At 68.8% G+C, this 20,529-nt stretch carries 22 protein-coding genes; 15 read left to right on the top strand and 7 right to left on the bottom strand.

Features of this window, described 5'->3' with window-relative positions; translation table 11 throughout:
• Positions 1-30 precede the first annotated feature (30 nt).
• From ACFQ9K_RS05520 to ACFQ9K_RS05530, 3 genes are all read left to right on the top strand, one after another.
• Entirely contained in the window at positions 31-258 is a 228-nt protein-coding gene (locus tag ACFQ9K_RS05520) for a hypothetical protein (RefSeq protein ID WP_378722407.1), read from the top strand.
• A 164-nt stretch (positions 259-422) separates the two neighbouring features.
• Positions 423-1,178, top strand: coding sequence for a hypothetical protein (locus ACFQ9K_RS05525; RefSeq protein ID WP_378722406.1), 756 nt, complete (start codon positions 423-425; stop codon positions 1,176-1,178).
• Between the two features lie 233 nt (positions 1,179-1,411).
• Positions 1,412-2,470: an NAD-dependent epimerase/dehydratase family protein gene (locus ACFQ9K_RS05530; protein WP_378719672.1), complete on the top strand. Its 1,059-nt coding sequence runs from the start codon at positions 1,412-1,414 to the stop codon at positions 2,468-2,470.
• On the opposite strand, the gene ACFQ9K_RS05535 is transcribed toward ACFQ9K_RS05530, so the two are convergent.
• The 3 genes from ACFQ9K_RS05535 to ACFQ9K_RS05545 are packed head-to-tail and all read right to left on the bottom strand — an operon-like array spanning position 2,471 to position 5,541.
• Complete coding sequence (locus tag ACFQ9K_RS05535; protein ID WP_378719663.1) at positions 2,471-3,496, bottom strand: sensor histidine kinase; 1,026 nt, start codon at positions 3,494-3,496, stop codon at positions 2,471-2,473.
• Positions 3,489-4,193 carry a response regulator transcription factor gene (locus ACFQ9K_RS05540; RefSeq protein ID WP_378719661.1) on the bottom strand — a complete coding sequence of 235 codons (705 nt, stop codon included), beginning with the start codon at positions 4,191-4,193 and terminating at the stop codon, positions 3,489-3,491. The genes ACFQ9K_RS05535 and ACFQ9K_RS05540 overlap by 8 nt, the downstream gene beginning before the upstream one ends.
• A 4-nt stretch (positions 4,194-4,197) precedes the next feature.
• A complete protein-coding gene (locus ACFQ9K_RS05545; RefSeq protein WP_378719659.1) occupies positions 4,198-5,541 on the bottom strand; it encodes a hypothetical protein in 1,344 nt (447 codons plus the stop codon).
• Positions 5,542-5,665: 124 nt separating this feature from the next.
• Here ACFQ9K_RS05545 and ACFQ9K_RS05550 point away from each other — a divergent pair, with 124 nt between their 5' ends.
• The 7 genes from ACFQ9K_RS05550 to ACFQ9K_RS05580 all read left to right on the top strand — a co-directional run bounded on the left by ACFQ9K_RS05550 (position 5,666) and on the right by ACFQ9K_RS05580 (position 10,716).
• Entirely contained in the window at positions 5,666-6,337 is a 672-nt protein-coding gene (locus ACFQ9K_RS05550) for a glycosyltransferase family 2 protein (RefSeq protein ID WP_378719657.1), read from the top strand.
• Positions 6,334-7,014 (top strand): DUF2064 domain-containing protein, encoded by a 681-nt coding sequence (locus ACFQ9K_RS05555; protein ID WP_378719655.1) that lies wholly within the window; start codon positions 6,334-6,336, stop codon positions 7,012-7,014. Before ACFQ9K_RS05550 ends, ACFQ9K_RS05555 begins: the two co-directional genes overlap by 4 nt.
• 211 nt (positions 7,015-7,225) lie before the next feature.
• The gene (locus tag ACFQ9K_RS05560) at positions 7,226-7,828 is read left to right on the top strand and encodes a methyltransferase domain-containing protein (protein ID WP_378719654.1); all 603 of its coding nucleotides are present in this window, start codon (positions 7,226-7,228) and stop codon (positions 7,826-7,828) included.
• Between the two features lie 46 nt (positions 7,829-7,874).
• Complete coding sequence (locus ACFQ9K_RS05565; protein ID WP_378719652.1) at positions 7,875-9,083, top strand: molybdopterin-dependent oxidoreductase; 1,209 nt, start codon at positions 7,875-7,877, stop codon at positions 9,081-9,083.
• Positions 9,080-9,517 carry a hypothetical protein gene (locus ACFQ9K_RS05570; protein WP_378719650.1) on the top strand — a complete coding sequence of 146 codons (438 nt, stop codon included), beginning with the start codon at positions 9,080-9,082 and terminating at the stop codon, positions 9,515-9,517. Before ACFQ9K_RS05565 ends, ACFQ9K_RS05570 begins: the two co-directional genes overlap by 4 nt.
• Positions 9,514-10,218, top strand: a complete 705-nt coding sequence (locus ACFQ9K_RS05575; protein WP_378719648.1) for a flavodoxin family protein — start codon at positions 9,514-9,516, stop codon at positions 10,216-10,218. The genes ACFQ9K_RS05570 and ACFQ9K_RS05575 overlap by 4 nt, the downstream gene beginning before the upstream one ends.
• 93 nt (positions 10,219-10,311) lie before the next feature.
• Entirely contained in the window at positions 10,312-10,716 is a 405-nt protein-coding gene (locus ACFQ9K_RS05580) for a VOC family protein (RefSeq protein WP_378719646.1), read from the top strand.
• A 104-nt stretch (positions 10,717-10,820) separates the two neighbouring features.
• Here ACFQ9K_RS05580 and ACFQ9K_RS05585 read toward each other — a convergent pair whose 3' ends face one another.
• The 4 genes from ACFQ9K_RS05585 to ACFQ9K_RS05600 all read right to left on the bottom strand — a co-directional run bounded on the left by ACFQ9K_RS05585 (position 10,821) and on the right by ACFQ9K_RS05600 (position 15,640).
• On the bottom strand, positions 10,821-11,711 hold the full coding sequence (locus tag ACFQ9K_RS05585) for a potassium-transporting ATPase subunit C (RefSeq protein WP_378719643.1): 891 nt from the start codon (positions 11,709-11,711) through the stop codon (positions 10,821-10,823).
• A gap of 1 nt (position 11,712) precedes the next feature.
• On the bottom strand, positions 11,713-13,773 hold the full coding sequence (gene kdpB, locus ACFQ9K_RS05590; protein WP_378719669.1) for a potassium-transporting ATPase subunit KdpB: 2,061 nt from the start codon (positions 13,771-13,773) through the stop codon (positions 11,713-11,715).
• A gap of 109 nt (positions 13,774-13,882) precedes the next feature.
• Positions 13,883-15,553, bottom strand: coding sequence for a potassium-transporting ATPase subunit KdpA (kdpA, locus tag ACFQ9K_RS05595; protein ID WP_378719641.1), 1,671 nt, complete (start codon positions 15,551-15,553; stop codon positions 13,883-13,885).
• Positions 15,554-15,640 carry a potassium-transporting ATPase subunit F gene (locus ACFQ9K_RS05600; RefSeq protein ID WP_223885482.1) on the bottom strand — a complete coding sequence of 29 codons (87 nt, stop codon included), beginning with the start codon at positions 15,638-15,640 and terminating at the stop codon, positions 15,554-15,556. It lies immediately after the preceding gene.
• A 379-nt stretch (positions 15,641-16,019) separates the two neighbouring features.
• Here ACFQ9K_RS05600 and ACFQ9K_RS05605 point away from each other — a divergent pair, with 379 nt between their 5' ends.
• The 5 genes from ACFQ9K_RS05605 (at position 16,020) to ACFQ9K_RS05625 (ending at position 20,390) form a co-directional block, all read left to right on the top strand.
• Complete coding sequence (locus tag ACFQ9K_RS05605; protein WP_378719639.1) at positions 16,020-16,184, top strand: hypothetical protein; 165 nt, start codon at positions 16,020-16,022, stop codon at positions 16,182-16,184.
• Positions 16,185-16,256: 72 nt separating this feature from the next.
• On the top strand, positions 16,257-18,797 hold the full coding sequence (locus tag ACFQ9K_RS05610) for an ATP-binding protein (protein ID WP_378719636.1): 2,541 nt from the start codon (positions 16,257-16,259) through the stop codon (positions 18,795-18,797).
• 56 nt (positions 18,798-18,853) lie between these two features.
• The gene (locus ACFQ9K_RS05615) at positions 18,854-19,561 is read left to right on the top strand and encodes a response regulator (RefSeq protein WP_150405534.1); all 708 of its coding nucleotides are present in this window, start codon (positions 18,854-18,856) and stop codon (positions 19,559-19,561) included.
• Between the two features lie 95 nt (positions 19,562-19,656).
• Positions 19,657-20,103: an OsmC family protein gene (locus ACFQ9K_RS05620; protein ID WP_378719633.1), complete on the top strand. Its 447-nt coding sequence runs from the start codon at positions 19,657-19,659 to the stop codon at positions 20,101-20,103.
• Entirely contained in the window at positions 20,103-20,390 is a 288-nt protein-coding gene (locus tag ACFQ9K_RS05625; RefSeq protein ID WP_378719632.1) for an acylphosphatase, read from the top strand. The genes ACFQ9K_RS05620 and ACFQ9K_RS05625 overlap by 1 nt, the downstream gene beginning before the upstream one ends.
• Positions 20,391-20,529: the final 139 nt, after the last annotated feature.

Genomic DNA, 20,529 nt, shown 5'->3' on the forward strand with positions numbered 1-20,529 from the left:
GGGTACTCCTCCGGCGTAAGCATTTCGGTCATGCTGTTCTGGTTGATAGACGACGCAGGCTGGAGGCGCACCATGCAGACATCGCTGGATATGCGGGACCTGTGGAGCACACAGCACCGCGACTGCACCATCGAACCCCTCGATCTGGACATGGACCTCGCCCAGTTCGTCCGCAGTACCCACGCCGGCCACGGCCCCGACTGCTGCCAATACCTGGCCGCCTCGGCGTACTACTTCGACCACGCCGAAGTCGGCTGATCCGCGCGAATCCCGCGCAGCGCGGAACCACGGTGGCCCCAGCCCGGGAGAGCGGTGCTGGGGCCACTCTGTGATCCGACCCATCCGGTCACGCATTGCCGACGAATACTGTCCAGCACCACAACCATTTGACGCCAGAACGGTGGTCGGCTGACCGAGACGGCATGATCGGAAGGATCGACATTTTGGCGCGTATTCGCTTCGTCTCGATGTTAGCTGCGGCCTGTGTGAGTGTGGCCGTCGCGGCTCCCGCTCTGGCCGGTCCGGCATCCGACCAGCCGTTGCCGGTGCTCGGTGGCCGGACGCTGGGCGAAATACGAGACGACTTGCAGAGCAATCCGTACATCAATGGGTGGTTGACGGTGATGGGGGCGGCGAACGCGGATGGGCTGTGCGAGAAGAAAGATTTCGACAGCCGGACACTCGCGGCCCTCGGCGAAATTCAGGATCGGTATCCGGTCACCGGGATCGATAGTCCGAGCAAATCCGCGAGGTACGTGGTCTCGCATGCGACGAAGTGGGGATTTTCCGAGGCCACCAGCGACTACACCAACGAGTTCCGACGCAAAGTGTGCGACAGTGCCCAGGTCGAGGCGGAATATCTGAATCAGCAGAAGACAGCCGCCGAGAACGGCGGAAAACTGATGTTCGAGACGGACAAAGACATCCTGAAGGTGTACTACGCGCAGGCGATCGATTACTACAAAGTGCTGGTCGGCGCCGGTGTGGACGTCGACAGATATTTCGAGCAGGCGAAGGAAAACGCCAAGGAACTGGTGAATGGAGATAAAGATCCGGGAGACCGGATCAAGTTGACCGAATGCTATCTGGCGACCTGGACGACCTCCCCCGCGACCATCGGCAAGAAAGACGAAGAAGAAAACAAGGCGAATCAGCCCTGCAAGCGCGGCGACCAGTAGCGAGGCGCCGTCGTGAATTCCGGCCCGCGCGATCCGTCGCGCGGGCCGTTGGGCGGTCGGCCGAGCCGGACCGGACGCGCCTACCGACCATGACGAAATTCTGACGGTCCGGCGTGGATGGCCTTTCGTCCGGTGTGGACCAGGCACGATCTGTGCATGACATCAGTTCTCGCATGGACATTCGTGCTCGACGCCAGTGCCGCGCGGCAGCCGGAAAGGCTGGGGTGATCAGCATGCGGGTGCTGCTGACCGGTGCTGCCGGATTCATCGGGTCGCATATTCGGCGGGAGTTGGCCGAGGCGGGGCACGAGGTGGTTTCGCTCGATCTGATGGTGTCCGCGGCGCACGGTCCGGCGGCGCCGACGCCCGAAGGCATCGACCGGGTGGACGTTCGCGACGGGGCCGCGCTCGACGCGGTGCTGCGGGGGATCGATGTGGTGTGTCACCAGGCCGCGGTGGTCGGCAACGGGGTGAGTGCGCAGGACGCGCCCGCCTATGCGAGTCATAACGACTTCGGGACCGCGGTCTTGCTGGCGGCGATGGATCGGGCGGGGTGCCGTCGGCTGGTGCTGGCGTCCTCGATGGTCGTGTACGGCGAAGGGCGCTATCGCGGCGAGCGTTGCGGCGCAGTCGAAGTCGGCGTTCGCCGGACCGACGACCTGGAGGCCGGGATGTTCGAGTACCGCTGCCCGGACAGCGGCGAGATACTCACCTGGGACGCCGTGCACGAGGACGCGCCGCTGCGTCCGCGCAGCCTGTACGCGGCCAGCAAACTCGCCCAGGAGAATTACGCCTCGGCCTGGGCGGCGGTGACCGGATCATCGGTGACCGCGCTGCGCTATCACAACGTCTACGGCGACGATATGCCAAGGGACACGCCCTATTCCGGGGTCGCGGCGATCTTCCGATCGGCGCTGGAGGCCGGGCAGCCGCCGCAGGTCTACGAGGATGGCGGGCAGACACGGGATTTCGTGCACGTCACCGATATCGCCGCGGCCAATCGCGCCGCGGTCGAGCAGCCGCTGCCCGGATTCGTTCCGCTCAATGTCTCCTCCGGGCGGCCCATCACCATCCGGGAGGTCGCGGTCACGCTGGCGGCGGCGCGGGGCGGGCCGGACCCGGTGGTGACCGGGCGCTATCGTCCCGGCGACGTGCGCCACGTGGTCGCGGATCCGGACCGGGCAAGGCGCGCGCTGGGTTTCGCGGCTCAGGTGGATCCGATCGCCGGTCTCACCGAGTTCGCGTACGCGCCGCTGCGCGACAGCGCGGGGGTGTGCGCACCGACCTGGTGATCAGTTGCCCGACAGCGGCAGGCGGACCTCGAAACGACTGCCCGTGGGCCGGTTCTCGGCGGTGATGTCGCCGCGATGCGCCTCGACCAGGCCTGCCGCGATCGCCAATCCCATTCCGCTGCCGGTGGGTACGCCGTCGGCGGCGACCGGCGAACGGGCCGCTGTCCCGCGGTAGGCCACCTCGAAGATGCGCGGCAGATCCGCCTCGGCGATGCCCGGCCCGGTGTCGTCCACCCTGGCCCACGCCTGACCGTCGTCGGCGCCCGCCGAGATGGCGACCTCGCCGCCGGGTGGCGTGTGCGCGATGGCATTGGACACCAGGTTGGTCAGCACCCGGCCGAGCGCCTGATCGTTGGCCGCCACCACGATTCGGGAATCCGGCTGCTCCGCGCGCAGTTCGACCTGCGCGCGTTCGGCGGTCGGCCGGTTCGCGGCGAGCACCTCGTCGATCAGTTCACGCAGATCCACCGGCTCCAGTTCGAGTCGCAGCGCACCCGCGTTGATCTTCGACATCTCGAACAGGTCGTCGACCATGCGGGAGAGCCGGTTGGTCTCGATGCCGATCTGCTCGGCATAGGACGCCACGTCGGCCTGCCCGCTGACCACGCCGTCCGACAGCGCCTCGGCCATCGCCCGAATGCCGGCCAACGGCGTCCGCAGATCGTGGCTCACCCAGGCGACCAGCTCGCGCCGCGACTTCTCCGCCGCCCGCTCCTGTTCGCGGATCTGTTTCTCCCAGACCATCTTCCGGGCCTGCTCCCGGCCGAGCAGGACCGCGGCGGGCACGGTGACGGCCGCGACGATGCCGAGCACCACCGCGGTGCGCTGGAACTGCTCGGTGAACATCAGGCCGCTGACCCCGATGATGCCCGCGAGGGTGGACAGCGTCGGAATCAGCACCAGCACGGCCATGCTCGTGGTCACCGAGCGGTTACCGGTGGCGCGCAGGATCACGGCGCCGACCAGCACCACCGGCAGCGAGCAGGCCAGCGAGTACAGGATCAGCTGGGTGGTGTCCTCAGGCATCGACGGCTCCGTTTCCCGGTTCGGTGCGCGCCCACGCGTACCCGCGGCCCCACACCGTTTCGATGCGATGGCGGGTGCCGAGCTTCGCGCGTAATCGCTTGATGTGCACGGTGACGGTGGACAGGTCGCCGAAGTCCCAGCCCCACACCTGGGCGAGCAACTGCTCGCGGCTGAACACCTGCTGCGGATGCCGGAGCAGGAAGACCAGCAGGTCGAATTCGCGGGGCGTGAGGTCCACCGGCACGCCGTCGACCAGCGCGAGCCGGAAGGCGGGCCGCACCTCGATCGCGCCGTCGCGCAACGTCGGCGACGCGTCCTCGCGCACCACCTGGGCGCGGCGCAGCACCGACGCGACCCGCAGCGCGAGCTCGCGCGGACTGAACGGCTTGGTGACGTAATCGTCGGCGCCCGCTTCCAGCCCGAGCACCCGGTCGTCCTCGTCGCCGAGCGCGGTGAGCAGGATGACCGGTGTCTGTGGGCGCGGACCCGAGCGGATCGCGCGGCAGATCGCGATGCCGTCCGGCGCGGGCATCATGACGTCGAGCACGGCCAGGTCGATCTGGTCGCCGGTGTCCGCCAGCGCCGCCAAAGTGGCTGGGCCGTCCGCGGTTTCGCGGACGGTCAGGCCGTCGCGTTCGAGGTAGCGCCGCACCACGTCCCGGACAACGGGATCGTCGTCGGCGATCAGGATGGTCATCGTTTCACCAATTCGTCAGGATCGTGTGGGTCAGCACCAGGGTGCCGAGGCCCTGCACCGCGAGCCAGCCGCGGGCGGTGGACCGGGGCAGGAACGCGGTGGCGGCGAGCAGCCACATATCGAACGGTAACCAGATGCGTTCGGTTTCCGCCTTACTCAGCCCGCTGATGTCCGCGGCCAGGATCGCGCCGAGCGCCGCGGCGACGAGCAGCGCCGCCGGATCGAGGGCGCGCAGTATCCGCGGGGACAGCGCGCGATGCAGCGCCGCCGCGGTCGCCAGGCCGACCGCGCACACGGTCGCGGCCAGATTGCCCCACCACCAATACGCGTACGGCCGATTCTTGGCGACCCCCTGGTAGTAGCGCTCGACCACCAGGTGATAGCCGTCGAGCCACCAGAATCCGGACAGCGTGAAGGCGGCGACCACCGCCAGCGCGCCGGCCAGCGCGGGCAGCAGCGGCCGGAGGGTCCGGCCCGCGATCAGGACCGCCACCGCGGGTAGCGCCATCAAGGTCAACCCATAACTGAGGTAGATGCCGAAGGCGAACAGAATCCCCGCCCCGACCGCCGCGAGCTGACTGCCCGCGGGCCGGGTAGCGAGCGCGAGCAACGCGACCGCCCACGCGGTGACACCGGCGAACATCGCGTCGGCGGAGACGGCGATCCAGACCGCGGCGGGCGCCAGGGCCAGAAACGGCAGCGCGGCCCGCGCGCGGTCCTCGGCCCCGAGCGCGCGCAACGCGACCGCGACCGCGACCACGGCGCTGGTGCCGATCAGCGTGCAGGCCAGGGCTGCCCAGGTACTGCCGCCGAGGCCGAGGCGATCGAGCAGCACGAAGAACAGCAGTGCGCCCGGCGGATGTCCGGACACGTGGGTGGTCCAGGAGTCCGGCTGGAAGTCGAGGATGCGGTCGGAGAAGCCGCGCAGCATGGCGGCGATGTCGGTGACCCCGCCGACCTCGTGCAGGTATTCGTTGGGGTCGTTGAACCGGTCGACGAAGCCGCGCTGCCAGCCGTCGACCATGACCAGCGCGAACGTCCAGGCGAGCGCGGTGCACCACGAAACCGCCAGTAGCCGCCGCCAGCTCAACCGCCGGGCCAGCGCCGGGCCCCGCACGGCGACCAGGGCCGCGATGAGGATCGCCGGGCCGGTGCCCCAGCCGAGGTGCGGCACCCAGGAACCGAAGATCGGCGCGGCGGCCGCGTAGAGTTTGCTAGTCCATTGCGGATCCGCGATTCTCGGGATGATGAACGCTGTCGCGACCAGTGCGGCAGCGATGCCCGCGCTGATCAGGTCGCCGCGGATACGGACACGCGGCTGGGCTGCGACCTCGGAGACGTCATGCACGGCTATCACGATAGGTTGCCCATCGGACGGTTATCGCTGTTCCGACCGCTTTTTTCGGCGACGTCACTGTTTCGTCACAGGTTTTTCGGCCGAATGGAGAGTCCGACGGCTTAGCGTCATTCCCGTGACTCGAACCCAGGGTGATCCGGACGGAGTGACCGTGGTGATTCCGTGCCGAGACGAAGCTGACGCGTTGCCGGATGTGCTCGCCGCCATCCCCGTTGGGTACCACGCGCTGGTGGTGGACAACGGCTCGACCGACCGGACGGCCGCCGTCGCCCGTGCGCGGGGCGCCACGGTGGTGCACGAAGGGAGACCGGGCTATGGCGCCGCGGTCCAGGCGGGCATCGCGGCGGCGCGCACCGAGATGGTCGCGGTGCTCGACGGCGACGGATCGATGGATCCGGCCGAACTGCCCGGTCTGGTCGAATTGGTCCGTGGCGGAGCCGATCTCGCGGTCGGGCGCAGGCGGCCGACCCGCGCCGGAGTCTGGCCGTGGCACGCGCGGCTGGGCAATCTGCTCATCGCGCGCAGGCTGCGGCGCAAATACGGGCTGCCGGTGCACGATATCGGCGCGATGCGGGTGGCGCGGCGCGGCCGGATGCTGTCGCTGGGGCCGTTGCACCTGCGTTCCGGGTATCCGCTCGAACTGCTCGTCGGTGCCGCGGGCGCCGGCTGGCAGGTGGTGGAGCGGGACATCGCCTACCGGCCGCGGGCCGGAGGAGTGTCCAAGGTGTCCGGGTCGTGGATCGGGACCGCGCGGGCCACCAAGGATTTCCTGGCGGTGCTGCGATGAGCCCCTGTCCGGCAACCCTGTTGGTGATCGCCAAGGCGCCGATCGCCGGATTCGCGAAGACCCGGTTGACGCCGCCGTTGACGCCGAGGGAGGCCGCGCGGGTGGCAGCCGCCGCACTGCTCGACACCCTCGACTCGGTGTTGCGCAGCGATGTCAGCCATCGGGTGGTCGCGTTCACCGGAGACCTGGGCGCCGCCGAGTGTGGTGATGAATTGTCCGCCGCGCTGACGCAATTCGAGGTCGTACCGCAACGCGGCGACGGCTTCGGCGCGCGGCTCGCCAATGCGCATGCCGACGCCGCGTCGTTCGGCGCCCCGGTTCTCCAGATCGGCATGGACACACCGCAGATCGGTCCGGACGTGCTGACGGCGGCCGCGATCGAGCTCGCGGAGGGCGACACCGCACTGCTGGGTCCGGCCGATGACGGCGGTTGGTGGGCGCTCGGCCTGCCGAGCGCGCAGCCCGCCCGGGTACTCGCCGATGTCCCGATGTCTACCGACCGGACCGGGGAGCTCACTCGGAAGGCCGTGCAGGACTGCGGATATCGGGTCGATCTACTGCCGCAGTTCAGCGACGTCGACACGTTCGACGACGCGCTCCGGGTGGCCGCGGTGTCGTGCGGCCGCTTCGCCCGGACTTTCGACGAGCTCCGTGAACGAGGGTTGGTGCTGCGATGAATTGCCCGGATCCAAGCGATTTCGCGGTTCGCGTTCAGCGTGGACCGGCACAGCGGTACCGCAGCCGACCGCTGCGCGCGCAACCTGATGCGATCGGGACCGCCTGCGCCGACGCTCCGCGGGACGTGCGGCGCGAGCACCGGCCGGTGGCGCGATGATCGGCGCGGATTTCGACATCTTCGATCATGCGCTGGCCGGCGAAAGGTGTTGGATGCGTGCGGCGGACGGCACCCGGCAGCGGATGCCGATCCGGCGGTGGCTCGGGCTGGCCGGCGCGGACCACAGGGCCGATCGGGCGCTCACTCGCTGCTGTGACGGGCCGACGTTGGACCTCGGTTGCGGTCCCGGACGGCTGGTCGCGGCGCTATTGCAACGCGGGGTGCTCGCGCTCGGCGTAGATATCTCGCCAACGGCCGTGGCCATCACCAGGTTCCGCGGCGCGCCCGCGTTGCGCCGGGACCTGTTCGGTCCGTTGCCAGGAGCGGGTCGCTGGTCGTACGCACTGCTCGCCGACGGCAATATCGGGATCGGCGGCGACCCGAAGCGGATCCTCGCGCGCACCGCCGAACTGCTCGCGCCGAACGGGCTGGCGGTCGTCGAATTCGGGCGTCCGGGCAGCGGCGCGGTGACCCGGCAGATTCGGCTGGAATCCCGCTCGCGCGTCGGGTCCTGGTTTCCATGGGCCGCGGTGGGGATCGATCACGCGGAACATCTCGCGCACGCCAGCGGGTTTCGGGTGCTCGACACCGCCGAGGTCGGCGGCAGGCACATCGCCTGGCTGCGCCGCCGGGGCGCGGCGGCGGTGATCGCATGAGGGGGCGTATCGCGTTCGGTCGAACGGCTGTCTTCGGCGGTGCCCGATGAGCGTGCCCGAAACCATCCGGCGCGGCCGGACATTCGCGGCCCGCTGGTTCCGCGTATCCGACGCCCGTGGCCCCGAGGTGGCCAGCCGGGTGGGCATCGCGCTCGGCTCGGCCATCCTGATCTGCTTCGTCACCGGCCTGCTGAGCCACTGGATCCAACATCCACCGACCTGGTTCTGGTGGCCCGCCCACCCGGTGTGGCTGTACCGCCTCACCCAGGGGCTGCACGTCATTTCTGGCGTGGCCGCGATTCCACTGCTGCTGGTGAAGCTGTGGGCGGTCTACCCGAAGCTGTTCCAGCGCCCCGTGATCGGCTCACCCCTGCGCATGCTGGAGCGCGGATCGATCGCCCTGCTGGTCGGCGCGATCGTCTTCGAACTATCGACCGGCCTGCTGAACATCGCCCAGTACTACCCGTGGAAGTTCTTCTTCCCCGCCGCCCACTACGCCATGGCCTTCGTCGCCATCGGTGCGCTGGCCGTGCACCTGGCGGTCAAACTCCCGATAATCCGTGACGCGCTGACCCGTCCCCTCGACTCGGACGGCGGAGCCGCGGTCGAAGGGAGCGCCGGCGACGGTGCGGGGCCGGCGGGCGATGTCGTTGGGCGGCGGCATGTTTCGCGACGTACGGTGCTGACCGCGGCGTGGGTCTCGGCGGGTGTGGCAGGGCTGGCGGTCGCCGGGCAGACCGTTCCCTTCCTGCGGTGGGCGGCGGTGCTCGCGCCGCGCAGTGGGGAAGGGCCGCAAGGGGTTCCGGTCAACCGGTCGGCCAGGGCGGCGGGTGTGGTCGAGCTGGCGCGCGCCTCCGATTACCGGCTGACCGTGGTGGTCGGGGATCGGCGGCACAGCTTCAGCAGGGACGAACTGCTGGCGATGCCGCAGGTGCGCGCGCGGCTGCCGATCGCTTGCGTCGAAGGGTGGAGCGCGGCGGCCGACTGGTCCGGCGTGCGGCTGCGGGATCTGCTCGCCGCGGTCGGGTCCTATCCCGGTGGCGACGTGCACTTCCGTTCCTTGGAGACCAGCGGCATCTATGCCGGTTCGGTGCTGCCGCAACGTCATGTCGAGGACTCGGACACGCTGGTGGCGCTGGCCTTGAACGGCGAAACGCTGGATGTCGACCACGGCTATCCCTGCCGGCTCATCGCGCCGAGCCGCCCCGGTGTGCTGCAAACGAAATGGCTTTCGACGATCGAGGCACGCGCATGAACGCGATCAGAATCCTGCTGCTCCTGGCCGGGCTGTGGCTCGGCTGGTACGGCATCACCCTGCTGCTCGACTTCCCGCGCGCCGACCTGTTGTCGGTCGCGCTCTGGTTCGCCGCCGGAATCCTGGTGCACGACGCGGTATTCGCGCCGCTCTGCGCTGTCCTGGGCGTAACCGCACGCCGCATGCTGCCCGGAACCTGGTGGGGCCCCACGGCCTGCGGGGCGGTCTGCACGGTGGCGCTGGTCGCGATCGCCGCACCCGTGATCGATCGCGGACACGCCATGCCGGACAACCCGACCGTCCTCGACCGGAACTATCCCCTCGGCCTCGCCGTGGCGCTCATCCTGATCTGGGCGCTGGTGGTCGCCGCCGCGGTGCTACGACTCGCCGGCGATCACCGATCCCGTGCCGAAACCCCAAGGAGCACACCATGACCAGCTACGACGACCTGCGCGCGGTATTCGTCAACTGCACCCTCAAGCGTTCGCCGGAGGTGAGCAACACCCAGGGCCTCATCGATATCAGCGCCCGCATCATGGAGAAGAACGGCGTGCAGGTCTCTCACATCCGCGCGGTCGATCACGACATCGCGTTCGGCGTGTGGCCGGACATGACCGAACACGGCTGGCCCACCGACGAATGGCCCGCACTGCAACGTCAGGTGATGGCCGCCGACATCCTGGTGATCGCCGGCCCGATCTGGTTGGGCGACAACAGTTCCGTCACCAAACAGGTGATCGAACGCCTCTACGCGAACTCGTCGATCCTCAACGACCGCGGCCAGTACGCCTACTACGGCCGGGTCGGCGGCTGCCTGATCACCGGCAACGAGGACGGCGTCAAGCACTGCGCCATGAATGTCCTCTACAGCCTTCAGCACCTCGGCTACACCATCCCGCCGCAGGCCGACGCGGGCTGGATCGGCGAGGTCGGCCCCGGCCCGTCCTATCTCGACCCCGGCTCCGGCGGCCCCGCCAACGACTTCACCAATCGCAACACCACCTTCATGACCTGGAACCTTCTGCACTTCGCCCGCATGCTCAAGGACGCCGGCGGCGTCCCCGCGCACGGCAACCAGCGCTCCGAATGGGACGCGGGCTGCCGTTTCGACTTCGAGAACCCCGAGTACCGCTGACCGCCGATGGGCCTGCCTGCCGCCCGGTCCGGTGAGCGGACCCGGCGGCGCCAATCTTGGCGCGCCCTGTTGTCGCGGCCGTACGATCGAGACGTGGCTATCGCTCAGTTGAGTCTGATCACGTTGAACTGTGCCGACAAGGAGGAGCTGGCGACGTTCTGGGCCGCTTTGCTCGGCGGGGAGATCGTTTATCGTGCCGATGATTTGGCCGTAGTGCAGACCGAGCGCGGTTCGCTGTGCGCGCTGACGGTGCCCGACTATCGACCGCCGACCTGGCCCGGGGGTGACACCCCGAACAATATCCATTTCGAACTCAAGGTCGACAATATCGAGGACGCGCAGGCCGCGGCGATCGAGTTGGGCGCCCGCGTCGCCGAGGTGCAACCGGACCCGAAAACCTGGCGAGTCATGCTCGACCCGGCCGGCCACCCGTTCTGCCTGGTACCGCACGCCCCGTTGCTCCCACTGGGCCCCCGCCCCGAGCAGGACGACGCCTGACCGCTTCGGCGGCGCAGCACGGCCGGTGGACCGGGTCCGCGGAGCACTGAAACCGACGAGGGCCGGTGACCTGACGTCACCGGCCCTCGTCGGACTTGCTCGGGTCACCCGCGGAACGGGTACTTCCGGTCGAGATCGAGGTTCAGCTCGACCACGTTGACCCGCGGTTCACCGAGGAAACCGAGGTCGCGACCGCTGGTGTGCGCGTCCACGAGGGCGCGCACCTGGTCCGCGGAGACGTTGCGGGCCATGGCGACTCGCGCGATCTGGATGTCCGCGTACCTGGGCGAGATGTGCGGGTCAAGCCCGCTGCCACTGGCGGTGACCGCGTCCGTGGGGACCGGGGTGTCGACGGACGCGTCGCCGAAGATCGGGACGATCCGGCCGGCCGAGTAGTCCTCGCCCGGCTTGGCGCACTCGACCTGGACACCCTGGTAGCTGGACAGGAACGGCGTCGCCGGGCACACCTCGTTGACGCTCACCACCCGGGTGGGGTGCGCGACCTGACCGTCGGTGTCGCGCGGCCCGATCACCGAAAGCACCGCGCCGACGCCGTCTTTCGTGCAGAACGGGCGGGCGCCGTCGACCCCCTCACGGTCGCCGACCTCCTTGCTGCGCGCGCACACGGTGGATAGCAGGCTCGGCTTGGCCTTGGCCGGGTCGGCGTCGAGGGTGTCCACGATGCTCTCCGGGCCGAGGTTGCTTGCCGCGGTGGCCAGCGGGTCGTAGCCGTTGCTGCCCGCCGCGGACGGCCGGCTCTGGAAGTACTGCACCAGCGCCTTGCCGTCGGGATCGGTGAAGGACTGCCCGATCAGGCTGGAGCCCACCGTCTTTCCGTCGACGGTGATCAGCGAGCCGTCCGCCTTGTCGTGCAGGCCGGGTATCTGAGCGACCGCGAAAACCGCGAGGGGGTAGACGATTCCGGTGATTACCGTGAGCACGAGCAGCGCCCGCAACGCGGCGAAGTGCTGCCGGATCCAAGTTGAGAACTGCATGTCAGGACATCCCAGGGAGGAGTTGGACGACGAGGTCGATGATCTTGATGCCGATGAACGGCGCGACGATGCCGCCGAGGCCGTAGATCAACAGGTTGCGGCTCAACAACTTCGACGCGTTGGACGGCGTGTAGTTCACGCCGCGCAGCGACAGCGGGATCAGCGCGACGATGATGATCGCGTTGAAGATGACCGCGGACAGGATCGCCGACTGCGGGCTGTGCAGCCGCATGATGTTCAGCGCGTCCAGGCCGGGGAACAGCGCGATGAACAGTGCGGGCAGGATGGCGAAGTACTTGGCGATGTCGTTGGCGATGGAGAACGTGGTCAGCGCTCCGCGGGTGATGAGCAGCTGCTTGCCGATCTCCACGATCTCGATCAGCTTGGTCGGATCGGAATCCAGATCGACCATGTTGCCTGCCTCTTTGGCCGCCGAGGTGCCGGTGTTCATCGCGACACCCACGTCCGCCTGGGCCAGCGCAGGCGCGTCGTTGGTGCCGTCGCCGGTCATCGCGACCAGCCTGCCGCCGGCCTGCTCCTGCTTGATCAGCGCCAGCTTGTCCTCCGGTGTGGCCTCGGCGAGGAAGTCGTCCACGCCCGCCTCGTCGGCGATCGCCTTGGCGGTCAACGGATTGTCGCCGGTGATCATGACGGTGCGGATGCCCATCCGGCGCATCTCGTCGAACCGCTCGCGCATGCCCTGCTTGACCACGTCCTTGAGGTGGATGACGCCGAGCAGCCGCGCGGTGCCGTCGCTGACCTCGCCGACCACCAGCGGCGTACCACCGGAGGCGGAGACGCCGTCGACGGTCACGCCGGCCTCGCCGGGCACGTTGCCGCCTTGCGCGCGCACCCATTCGATGACCGCGCTGGCCGCGCCCTTGCGCAGCTGGTGCCCGTCGTGCAGGTCGACCCCCGACATCCGGGTCTGCGCGGTGAATTCCACCCAGGTCGCGCCCTTCAGCTCGCCGGGCGTGCGCTCGCGCTTGCCGAACGCCTGCTTGGCGTAGACGACGATGGAGCGACCCTCCGGCGTCTCGTCGGCGAGGCTGGACAGCTGCGCCGCGTCGGCCAGCTCGTCGGCCGAAATGCCAGGCATCGGAACGAATTCCGAGGCCTGCCGGTTGCCGAGGGTGATGGTGCCGGTCTTGTCCAGCAGCAGCGTGTTCACGTCGCCGGCCGCCTCGACCGCACGGCCGGACATGGCCAGCACGTTGCGCTGCACGAGCCGGTCCATGCCCGCGATGCCGATGGCCGAGAGCAGCGCGCCGATGGTGGTGGGGATCAGGCACACCAGCAGCGAGACCATGACGATCCCGGTGATCCCGTTGACGTCCAGGGCCGACGTGTCCGGCACGCCGGGGTTGTTCGCCTTGGCGAAGATCGCCAGCGGCTGCAGGGTGACCACCGCGAAGACGAAGATGATGGTCAGCGAGGCGAGCAGGATGTTGAGCGCGATCTCGTTCGGCGTCTTCTGCCTGCTCGCGCCCTCGACCAGGGCGATCATCTTGTCGATGAAGCTCTTGCCCGGCTCCTGGGTGATCTTGACGACGATCCGGTCGGACAGCACCGTGGTGCCGCCGGTCACCGCGGAGCGGTCACCGCCGGATTCCCGGATCACCGGCGCGGATTCCCCGGTGATCGCCGATTCGTCCACGGAGGCAATGCCTTCCACGACGTCGCCGTCACCGGGAATGACCTGTCCGGCCTCGACCACGACGTGATCGCCGCGTTGCAGCTCCGGCGCGGCGACACCCTCCTCGACGGCCTGACCGCCGGGCGTCCAGTTCACCAGACGCCGTGCGACGGTGTCGGTTTTGGCCTTGCGCAACGTATCGGCCTGCGCCTTGCCGCGGCCCTCGGCCACCGCCTCGGCCAGATTGGCGAAGATCACGGTGAGCCACAACCACACCACGATCGCCCAGGCGAAGAAGGTGGGATCGCTGATCGCGAGCACGGTGGACCAGACGGCGCCGATCTCGACGATGAACATCACCGGGTTGCGCCACATGGTGCGCGGGTCCAGTTTGCGCACCGCGTCGGGCAGCGAGGTCAGCAGCATCTTCGGGTCGAGGGCACCGCGCGGCACCCGGCCCGCCTTCTGCGCCAGCTGCCTTTTCGACTCGTTGAACTCGTCCGGAACGGTGACTTCGGTAGTGGGAGTAGTCATTTCAGTGGATTCCTTCGGCGAGCGGCCCGAGCGCGAGTGCGGGCAGGAAGGTGAGCGCGACCAGGATCACGGTGGTGCCGACGACCATGCCGACGAACTGCGGCCGGTGCGTCGGCAGCGTGCCGATCGACTCGGGGGTGTTGCCCTGCTTGGCCAGCGAACCGGCGAGCGCGAGCACGAAGATGATCGGCAGGAACCGGCCGAAGACCATCGCGAGGCCGAGCGCGGTGTTGTACCACTCGGTGTTGCCGGACAGCCCGGCGAACGCCGAGCCGTTGTTGTTCGCCGCGGAAGTGAAGGCGTACAACACTTCCGAGAGCCCGTGCGGTCCCGTGTTGGCCATCGCGGCGCGCTGGCCGGGCATGGCCATCGCGATCGCGGTGCCGATCAGCACGATCAGCGGGCTGACCAGGAAATAGGAAGCGGCGAGCTTGATCTCGCGCGGGGTGATCTTCTTGCCGAGGTATTCCGGTGTGCGCCCGACCATCAGGCCCGCGACGAACACGGTGATCACCGCGAGGATGAGCATGCCGTAGAGCCCGGAACCCGTTCCGCCCGGCGCCACCTCGCCGAGCTGCATGTTGAACATCGTCATCATGCCGCCGAGGCTGGTGTAGGAATCGTGGAACGAGTCGACGGCGCCGGTCGAGGTCAGCGTGGTCGCGCCGGAGAAGGTCGCGGAATCGGCTACGCCGAAACGGGTTTCGACGCCCTCCAGGGACGCGCCGATCGCCGTGGGCACGGTGCCGTGGTGCGCGAGCTGGAAGACATTGCTCAACGCCACGCTGACGATCGCGATCGTGCCCATCACCGCGACGATGGCCACGCCCTGCTTCTTGCTGCCGACCATCCGGCCGAAGGTGCGGGGCAGGGAGAAGCTGATCACCAGGATCAGGAAGATCTCGATCCAGTTGGTCCAGGTGGTGGGGTTCTCGAACGGGTGCGAGGAGTTGGCGTTGTAGAAGCCGCCGCCGTTGGTGCCGAGCTCCTTGATCACCTCCTGGCTCGCCACCGGGCCGCCGGTGATGGTCTGCTCGGTGCCGTTGAGCGTCTGCGCGACCTGGTCGTGCAGGTGGAAGTTCTGGATCACGCCGCCCGCGACCAGCACGATCGCGAACACGAACGCGATCGGCAGCAGGATGCGAATGGTGCCGCGCACCAGGTCCACCCAGAAGTTACCGAGATCGCCGGTGTGCCTGCGGGCGAAGCCGCGCACCAGCGCGACCGCGACGGCCATGCCGACGGCGGCGGAGACGAAGTTCTGCACCGCGAGCCCGGCCATCTGCACCAGGTGACCCTGGGTGGACTCGCCGGAGTAGTTCTGCCAGTTCGTGTTCGTCACGAAGCTGACCGCGGTGTTCCAGGCCAGCGCCGGGGTCATCTCGGTGCCGGGGTCGGTCAGGTGCAGCGGCAGCTTGCCCTGGAGCAGCTGCAGGAAGAAGAGGAACAGGATGCTGACCGCCGAGAAGGCCAGCACACTGCGGGCATACACGCCCCAGGTCTGTTCCACTTCCGGCTGCACGCCGATGGCCCGGTACAGCACGCGCTCCGCGCGCGAGTGCTTGGTGTTGTTGTAGACCCGGTACATGTAGTCGCCGAGCGGCACATGCACCAGGGCGAGCGCGATGATCAGGGACGCGATGAACGCGATCCCCGCCGTAGTCGTGTTCACCTAGAACCTCTCGGGGAAAAGCAGCGCCGCGACCATGTACACCGCGACGGAGATGGCGAGAACCAGACCGATCAGGTTCGCGATCACAGCTTCTCCACCCCTCGCTGGATCAGCCCCAGCAGGGCGAAGATCGCCACGGTGAGCACCGTGAACACCACGACAGACATGATTAACCAACCTCCATCAAGCGCTCGTGTGGTGGAGCGCGCCTTGGCGAGTCAAGTCTTCGATCAGGCGCTAGCCGAGGTTGTTTACGACTCCTTTGCGCGGCGAATGGTTGCCTTTGCGTTTCGTTTACACCCCGGCTTCGGATAGCTGAAAGGATGCCGTCAAAGAGTGCGGCGGAACCGTCAACACACCGTAAAGATCGGCCCGATCTCCTGGCCGGGAGGTAGTAGTGGAGGGCCGGCCAGGCGGACCACTCCAGCGCAACCGGTTGTTCGCATCGGCTGTCGAGAGGATCGAAATGTCGGCTGTCACGGTCGCCGTCATCGTCGGATTCGTGTGCTGCGCGCTGGTCATCCGCGCGCTGGGGGCACGAGGCGAGGACCGGCGCGTGCAGAGCGTTGTCGTCGAGGACGACCGGGTGCGCGCCTGGCGCGTCGCCGAACGGGCGTCGTTCGATGCCTGAGGATCGGGTGCAGCGCGCCGATCCGTCCGAGGGGTGCTCGGATCAGGGCACGCGACGCGCAATGATGAACGAGTGAAACGCGGGCAACTCCGGATCTATCTCGGTGCCGCGCCGGGTGTCGGCAAGACCTACGCCATGCTCGGCGAGGCACACCGGCGGATCGAGCGCGGCCGGGACGTGGTGGCCGCGGTGGTGGAAACCCACGGGCGGGCCAAGACCGCCGCGCTGCTGGAGGGCATCGAGCGGATTCCGCCGAAACTGGTGGAGTACCGCGGGACCGAGCTGCCCGAGCTCGACGTCGAGGCGGTGCTGCGCCGCAATCCGACGGTGGCGCTGGTGGACGAGCTGGCGCACACCAACGCGCCGGGCGGCAAGCACGAAAAGCGTTGGCAGGACGTCGAAGAACTCCTCGACGCGGGCATCGACGTGATCTCCACGGTCAACGTGCAGCACCTGGAAAGCCTCAACGATGTGGTCGAGCAGATCACCGGCATCCAGCAGCGCGAGACCGTGCCGGATGCCATCGTGCGCGGCGCGGATCAGGTCGAACTGGTCGATCTGACGCCGGAAGCGTTGCGGCGCAGACTTTCCCACGGCAACGTGTACGCGGCGGACAAGGTGGACGCCGCGCTGCGCAACTACTTCCGGCCGGGAAACCTCACCGCGCTCAGGGAATTGGCGCTGCTGTGGCTCGCGGACCAGGTCGACGCCGCGCTCGCGAAGTACCGGGCCGACCACAAGATCACCGACCTGTGGGAGGCCCGCGAGCGGGTCGTCGTCGCGGTGACCGGAGGACCGGAATCGGAGACCGTGGTGCGCCGGGCCAGCCGCATCGCGAGCAAGGCCAGTGCCGAACTCGTGCTGGTGCACGTGGTGCGCGGCGACGGGCTGGCCGGTGTGTCGACCGAGCGATTGAACCGGTTGCGTGAACTGGCGGCCAGTCTGGACGCCTCGCTGCACACGATCACCGGCGACAATGTGCCGAGCGCGCTGCTGGAATTCGCCCGCGAGGTGAACGCGACCCAGCTGGTTCTCGGCACGTCGCGGCGGTCACGGTGGGCGCGGATGGTCGACGAGGGCATCGGCTCCACCGTGGTGCAGCAGTCCGGCAAGATCGACGTGCACATGGTCACGCACGAGGAGGCCCATCGTGGCCTGCGCAAGGGTTCGCTCATGCCGCGCCAGCCCATCCGGGCCTGGCTCGCGGCGGTGCTGGTGCCCTCCGCGGTGTGCGGGCTCGGCGTCGCGTTCCTGGACGGTTACCTCCAGCTCGGCGGGCTCAGCGCGGTGTTCTTCATCGGCGTCGTCGCGGTCGCGTTGCTCGGCGGCGTCATCCCCGCGGCCTTTTCGGCGCTGCTGTCCGGGCTGCTGCTGAACTGGTTCTTCGCCGATCCGCGCTACAGCCTGACCATCGCCGAGCCGGACAGCTTCGTCACGGTGGTGGTGCTGCTGTTCGTCGCGGTCGCGGTGGCGGCGTTGGTCGACGTGGCCGCCAAACTGACCCGGCAGGCGCGCCGGGCCTCGCAGCAGGCCGAGCTGCTGACCCTGTTCGCCGGCGCCGTGCTGCACGGCGCGGACCTGCCCAATCTGCTGGAACAGGTCAGGGAGACCTACGGCCTGCGCGCGGTCAGCATGCTGTGCGGCGAACAGGTGGTCGCCGCGGTGGGCCAGAACCCGCCGCAGCGCACCGCCGACGCCGAGACGGTGATCCAGGCCGGGGACGCGTCCAGCTTGCTGCTGCTGGCCGGGCGCCCGCTGGCCGCCGCCGACCGGCCGGTGCTCAACGCGGTCGCCAACCAGGCGGCCGGCCTGGTCCGGCAATCCCGGCTCGCCGAGGAGGCCAGCGCCGCCGCCGCGCTGCTCGAGGCGGACCGGTTGCGCCGGGCGCTGCTGTCCGCGGTGAGCCACGATCTGCGCACGCCGCTGGCCGGGGCCAAGGCCGCGGTGTCCAGCCTGCGCAGCGACGACATCGAGTTCTCCGCCGAGGACACCACCGAATTGCTGGAGACCATCGAGGAATCGGTGGATCAGCTGACCGCGCTGGTGGGCAACCTGCTGGACTCGTCCCGGCTGGCCGTCGGCGTGGTGAAACCGCAGCTGCAACGGGTGTATATGGACGAGGTGGTGCACCGGGCGCTGGTCAGCGTCGGCATGGGTGCGCGTGGATTGCGGCGCGCGGCGATGGACCGGGTGAAGGTCGAGGTCGGCGACGTCTCCGTGCGCGCGGACGCCGGACTGCTGGAACGCGTCGTAGCCAACCTCATCGATAACGCACTGCGGCACGCGACCCGCGACGCGGTGTCGACCCACTCCGCCGGCGCCGCGGACCCCCACCCCCTGGTCCGGGTCACCGCCGAACGCGAGGGCGACCGCATCTCCATCGCGGTGGTCGACGTCGGTCCCGGCGTGCCGCCGGGTACCGAGGAACAACTCTTCGAGCCGTTCCAGCGGCTCGGCGACCGCGACAACACCACCGGGGTCGGGCTCGGCCTGTCCGTGGTGCGCGGTTTCGTCGAGGCGATGGGTGGCACCGTGCACGCCGAACCGACCCCGGGCGGAGGATTGACCATGATCGTGGACCTGCCTGCCGACGAAACGGAAGCGAGCAGCTGATGATGGATACATCGACAGTGGGAGCGTTGCCGCCCCGGACCACACAGGAAGCCGTGATGACCGACAAGAAGCAGGATGCCCCGGCGATCAAGGTGCTGGTGGTCGACGACGAACCGCAGATCGTGCGCGCGCTGCGGATCAATCTGTCGGTCCGCGGCTACGAGGTGATCACCGCGGGAACCGGCGGCGCCGCGTTGCGTGCGGCCGCCGACAAGCACCCCGACGTGGTCATCCTCGATCTCGGCCTGCCCGACATCGACGGCATCGAGGTGCTGGCCGGGCTGCGCGGCTGGACCTCGGCGCCGGTGATCGTGCTCTCCGCGCGCACCGACTCCGCGGACAAGGTCGAGGCCCTGGACGCCGGCGCGGACGACTACGTCACCAAGCCGTTCGGCATGGACGAACTGCTCGCCCGGCTGCGCGCCGCGGTCCGGCGCGGCGCGGCCGACACCGATTCCTCCGATCCGGTGGTGGTGACCTCGTCGTTCACCGTCGACCTGGCCGCCAAGAAGGTGACCAAGAACGACGAGACGGTGCATCTCACGCCCACCGAGTGGGGCATGCTCGAGATGCTGGTGCGCAACAAGGGCAAGCTGGTCGGGCGCAAGGAGCTGCTGCGCGAGGTGTGGGGGCCGTCCTACGCGACCGAAACCCATTACCTGCGCGTCTATCTCGCCCAGTTGCGGCGCAAGCTCGAGGACGATCCGTCCCACCCCAAGCACCTGCTGACCGAGGCGGGGATGGGCTACCGGTTCCAGGAGTGAGTGGCCGGGATCGCCCCGCCCGCCGGAATGCCCGGCCGCCCGCGCCGCGTTGGCAGGCGTGAGTGGACTCCGACGAGAAATGGCAGGATCGACCCATGGCTGAACAGACACCCGCGACCGCGGCATCACAACCGACCGAACTCTGGGTCGAGCGCACCGGGACGCGGGCGTACACCGGACGCAGCTCGCGCGGCGCCGAGGTCCTGATCGCGTCGCAGGGCGTGCCGGGCGCCTTCACCCCCGGCGAGCTGCTGAAGATCGCGCTGGCCGGTTGCTCCGGGTTGAGCGCCGACTTCTCCCTCGCGCGCAAACTCGGCGACTCCTTCGACGCGACCATCCGGGTATCGGGGGACGCGGATCGGGAGAACGAGCTGTACCCGCAGCTGGACGAGACCTTCCAGCTCGATCTCAGTGAACTGGACCAGGAGGCGAGGGAGCGGTTGCTGGTTACCGTGCAGCGCGCCATCGACAAGGCGTGCACGGTCGGCCGGACGCTGGAGGCGGGGACGAAGGTGACCCTGTCCTTCGACATCGAGGCCTGATGGGCGAGGACGCTGAGCTGGTCCGGCTGAGCGCATGGGTGCACGGCCGCGTCCAAGGGGTGGGTTTCCGCTGGTGGACGCGGTCGCGCGCGTTGGAACTCGGGTTGACCGGGCACGCCACCAACGCGCGTGACGGGCGGGTGCACGTCGTCGCGGAGGGGATCCGCGACGACTGCGCGCGTTTGCTCGAACTGCTACGTTCCGGTGACACACCTGGTCGGGTGACCTTGGTTGTGGAAAGCTGGGAGCCCGCGCGGGGTGATATGACCGGATTCGAGGAGCGGTAGTGGTGAGCCGGGATAGGACGAGGACTCGACAGTGAGCACGAACGATCCCGGCGACGAGCGCCCCGAGAACGAGCCGGCCCCCGCGACGGAGCAACCGTCGAGCACATCCGGAGCGCACGAAACGACCACTCCCGCCGCG

It is taken from the genome of Nocardia sp. NPDC056564, from assembly GCF_042793755.1.
Taxonomy (GTDB): Bacteria; Actinomycetota; Actinomycetes; order Mycobacteriales; family Mycobacteriaceae; genus Nocardia.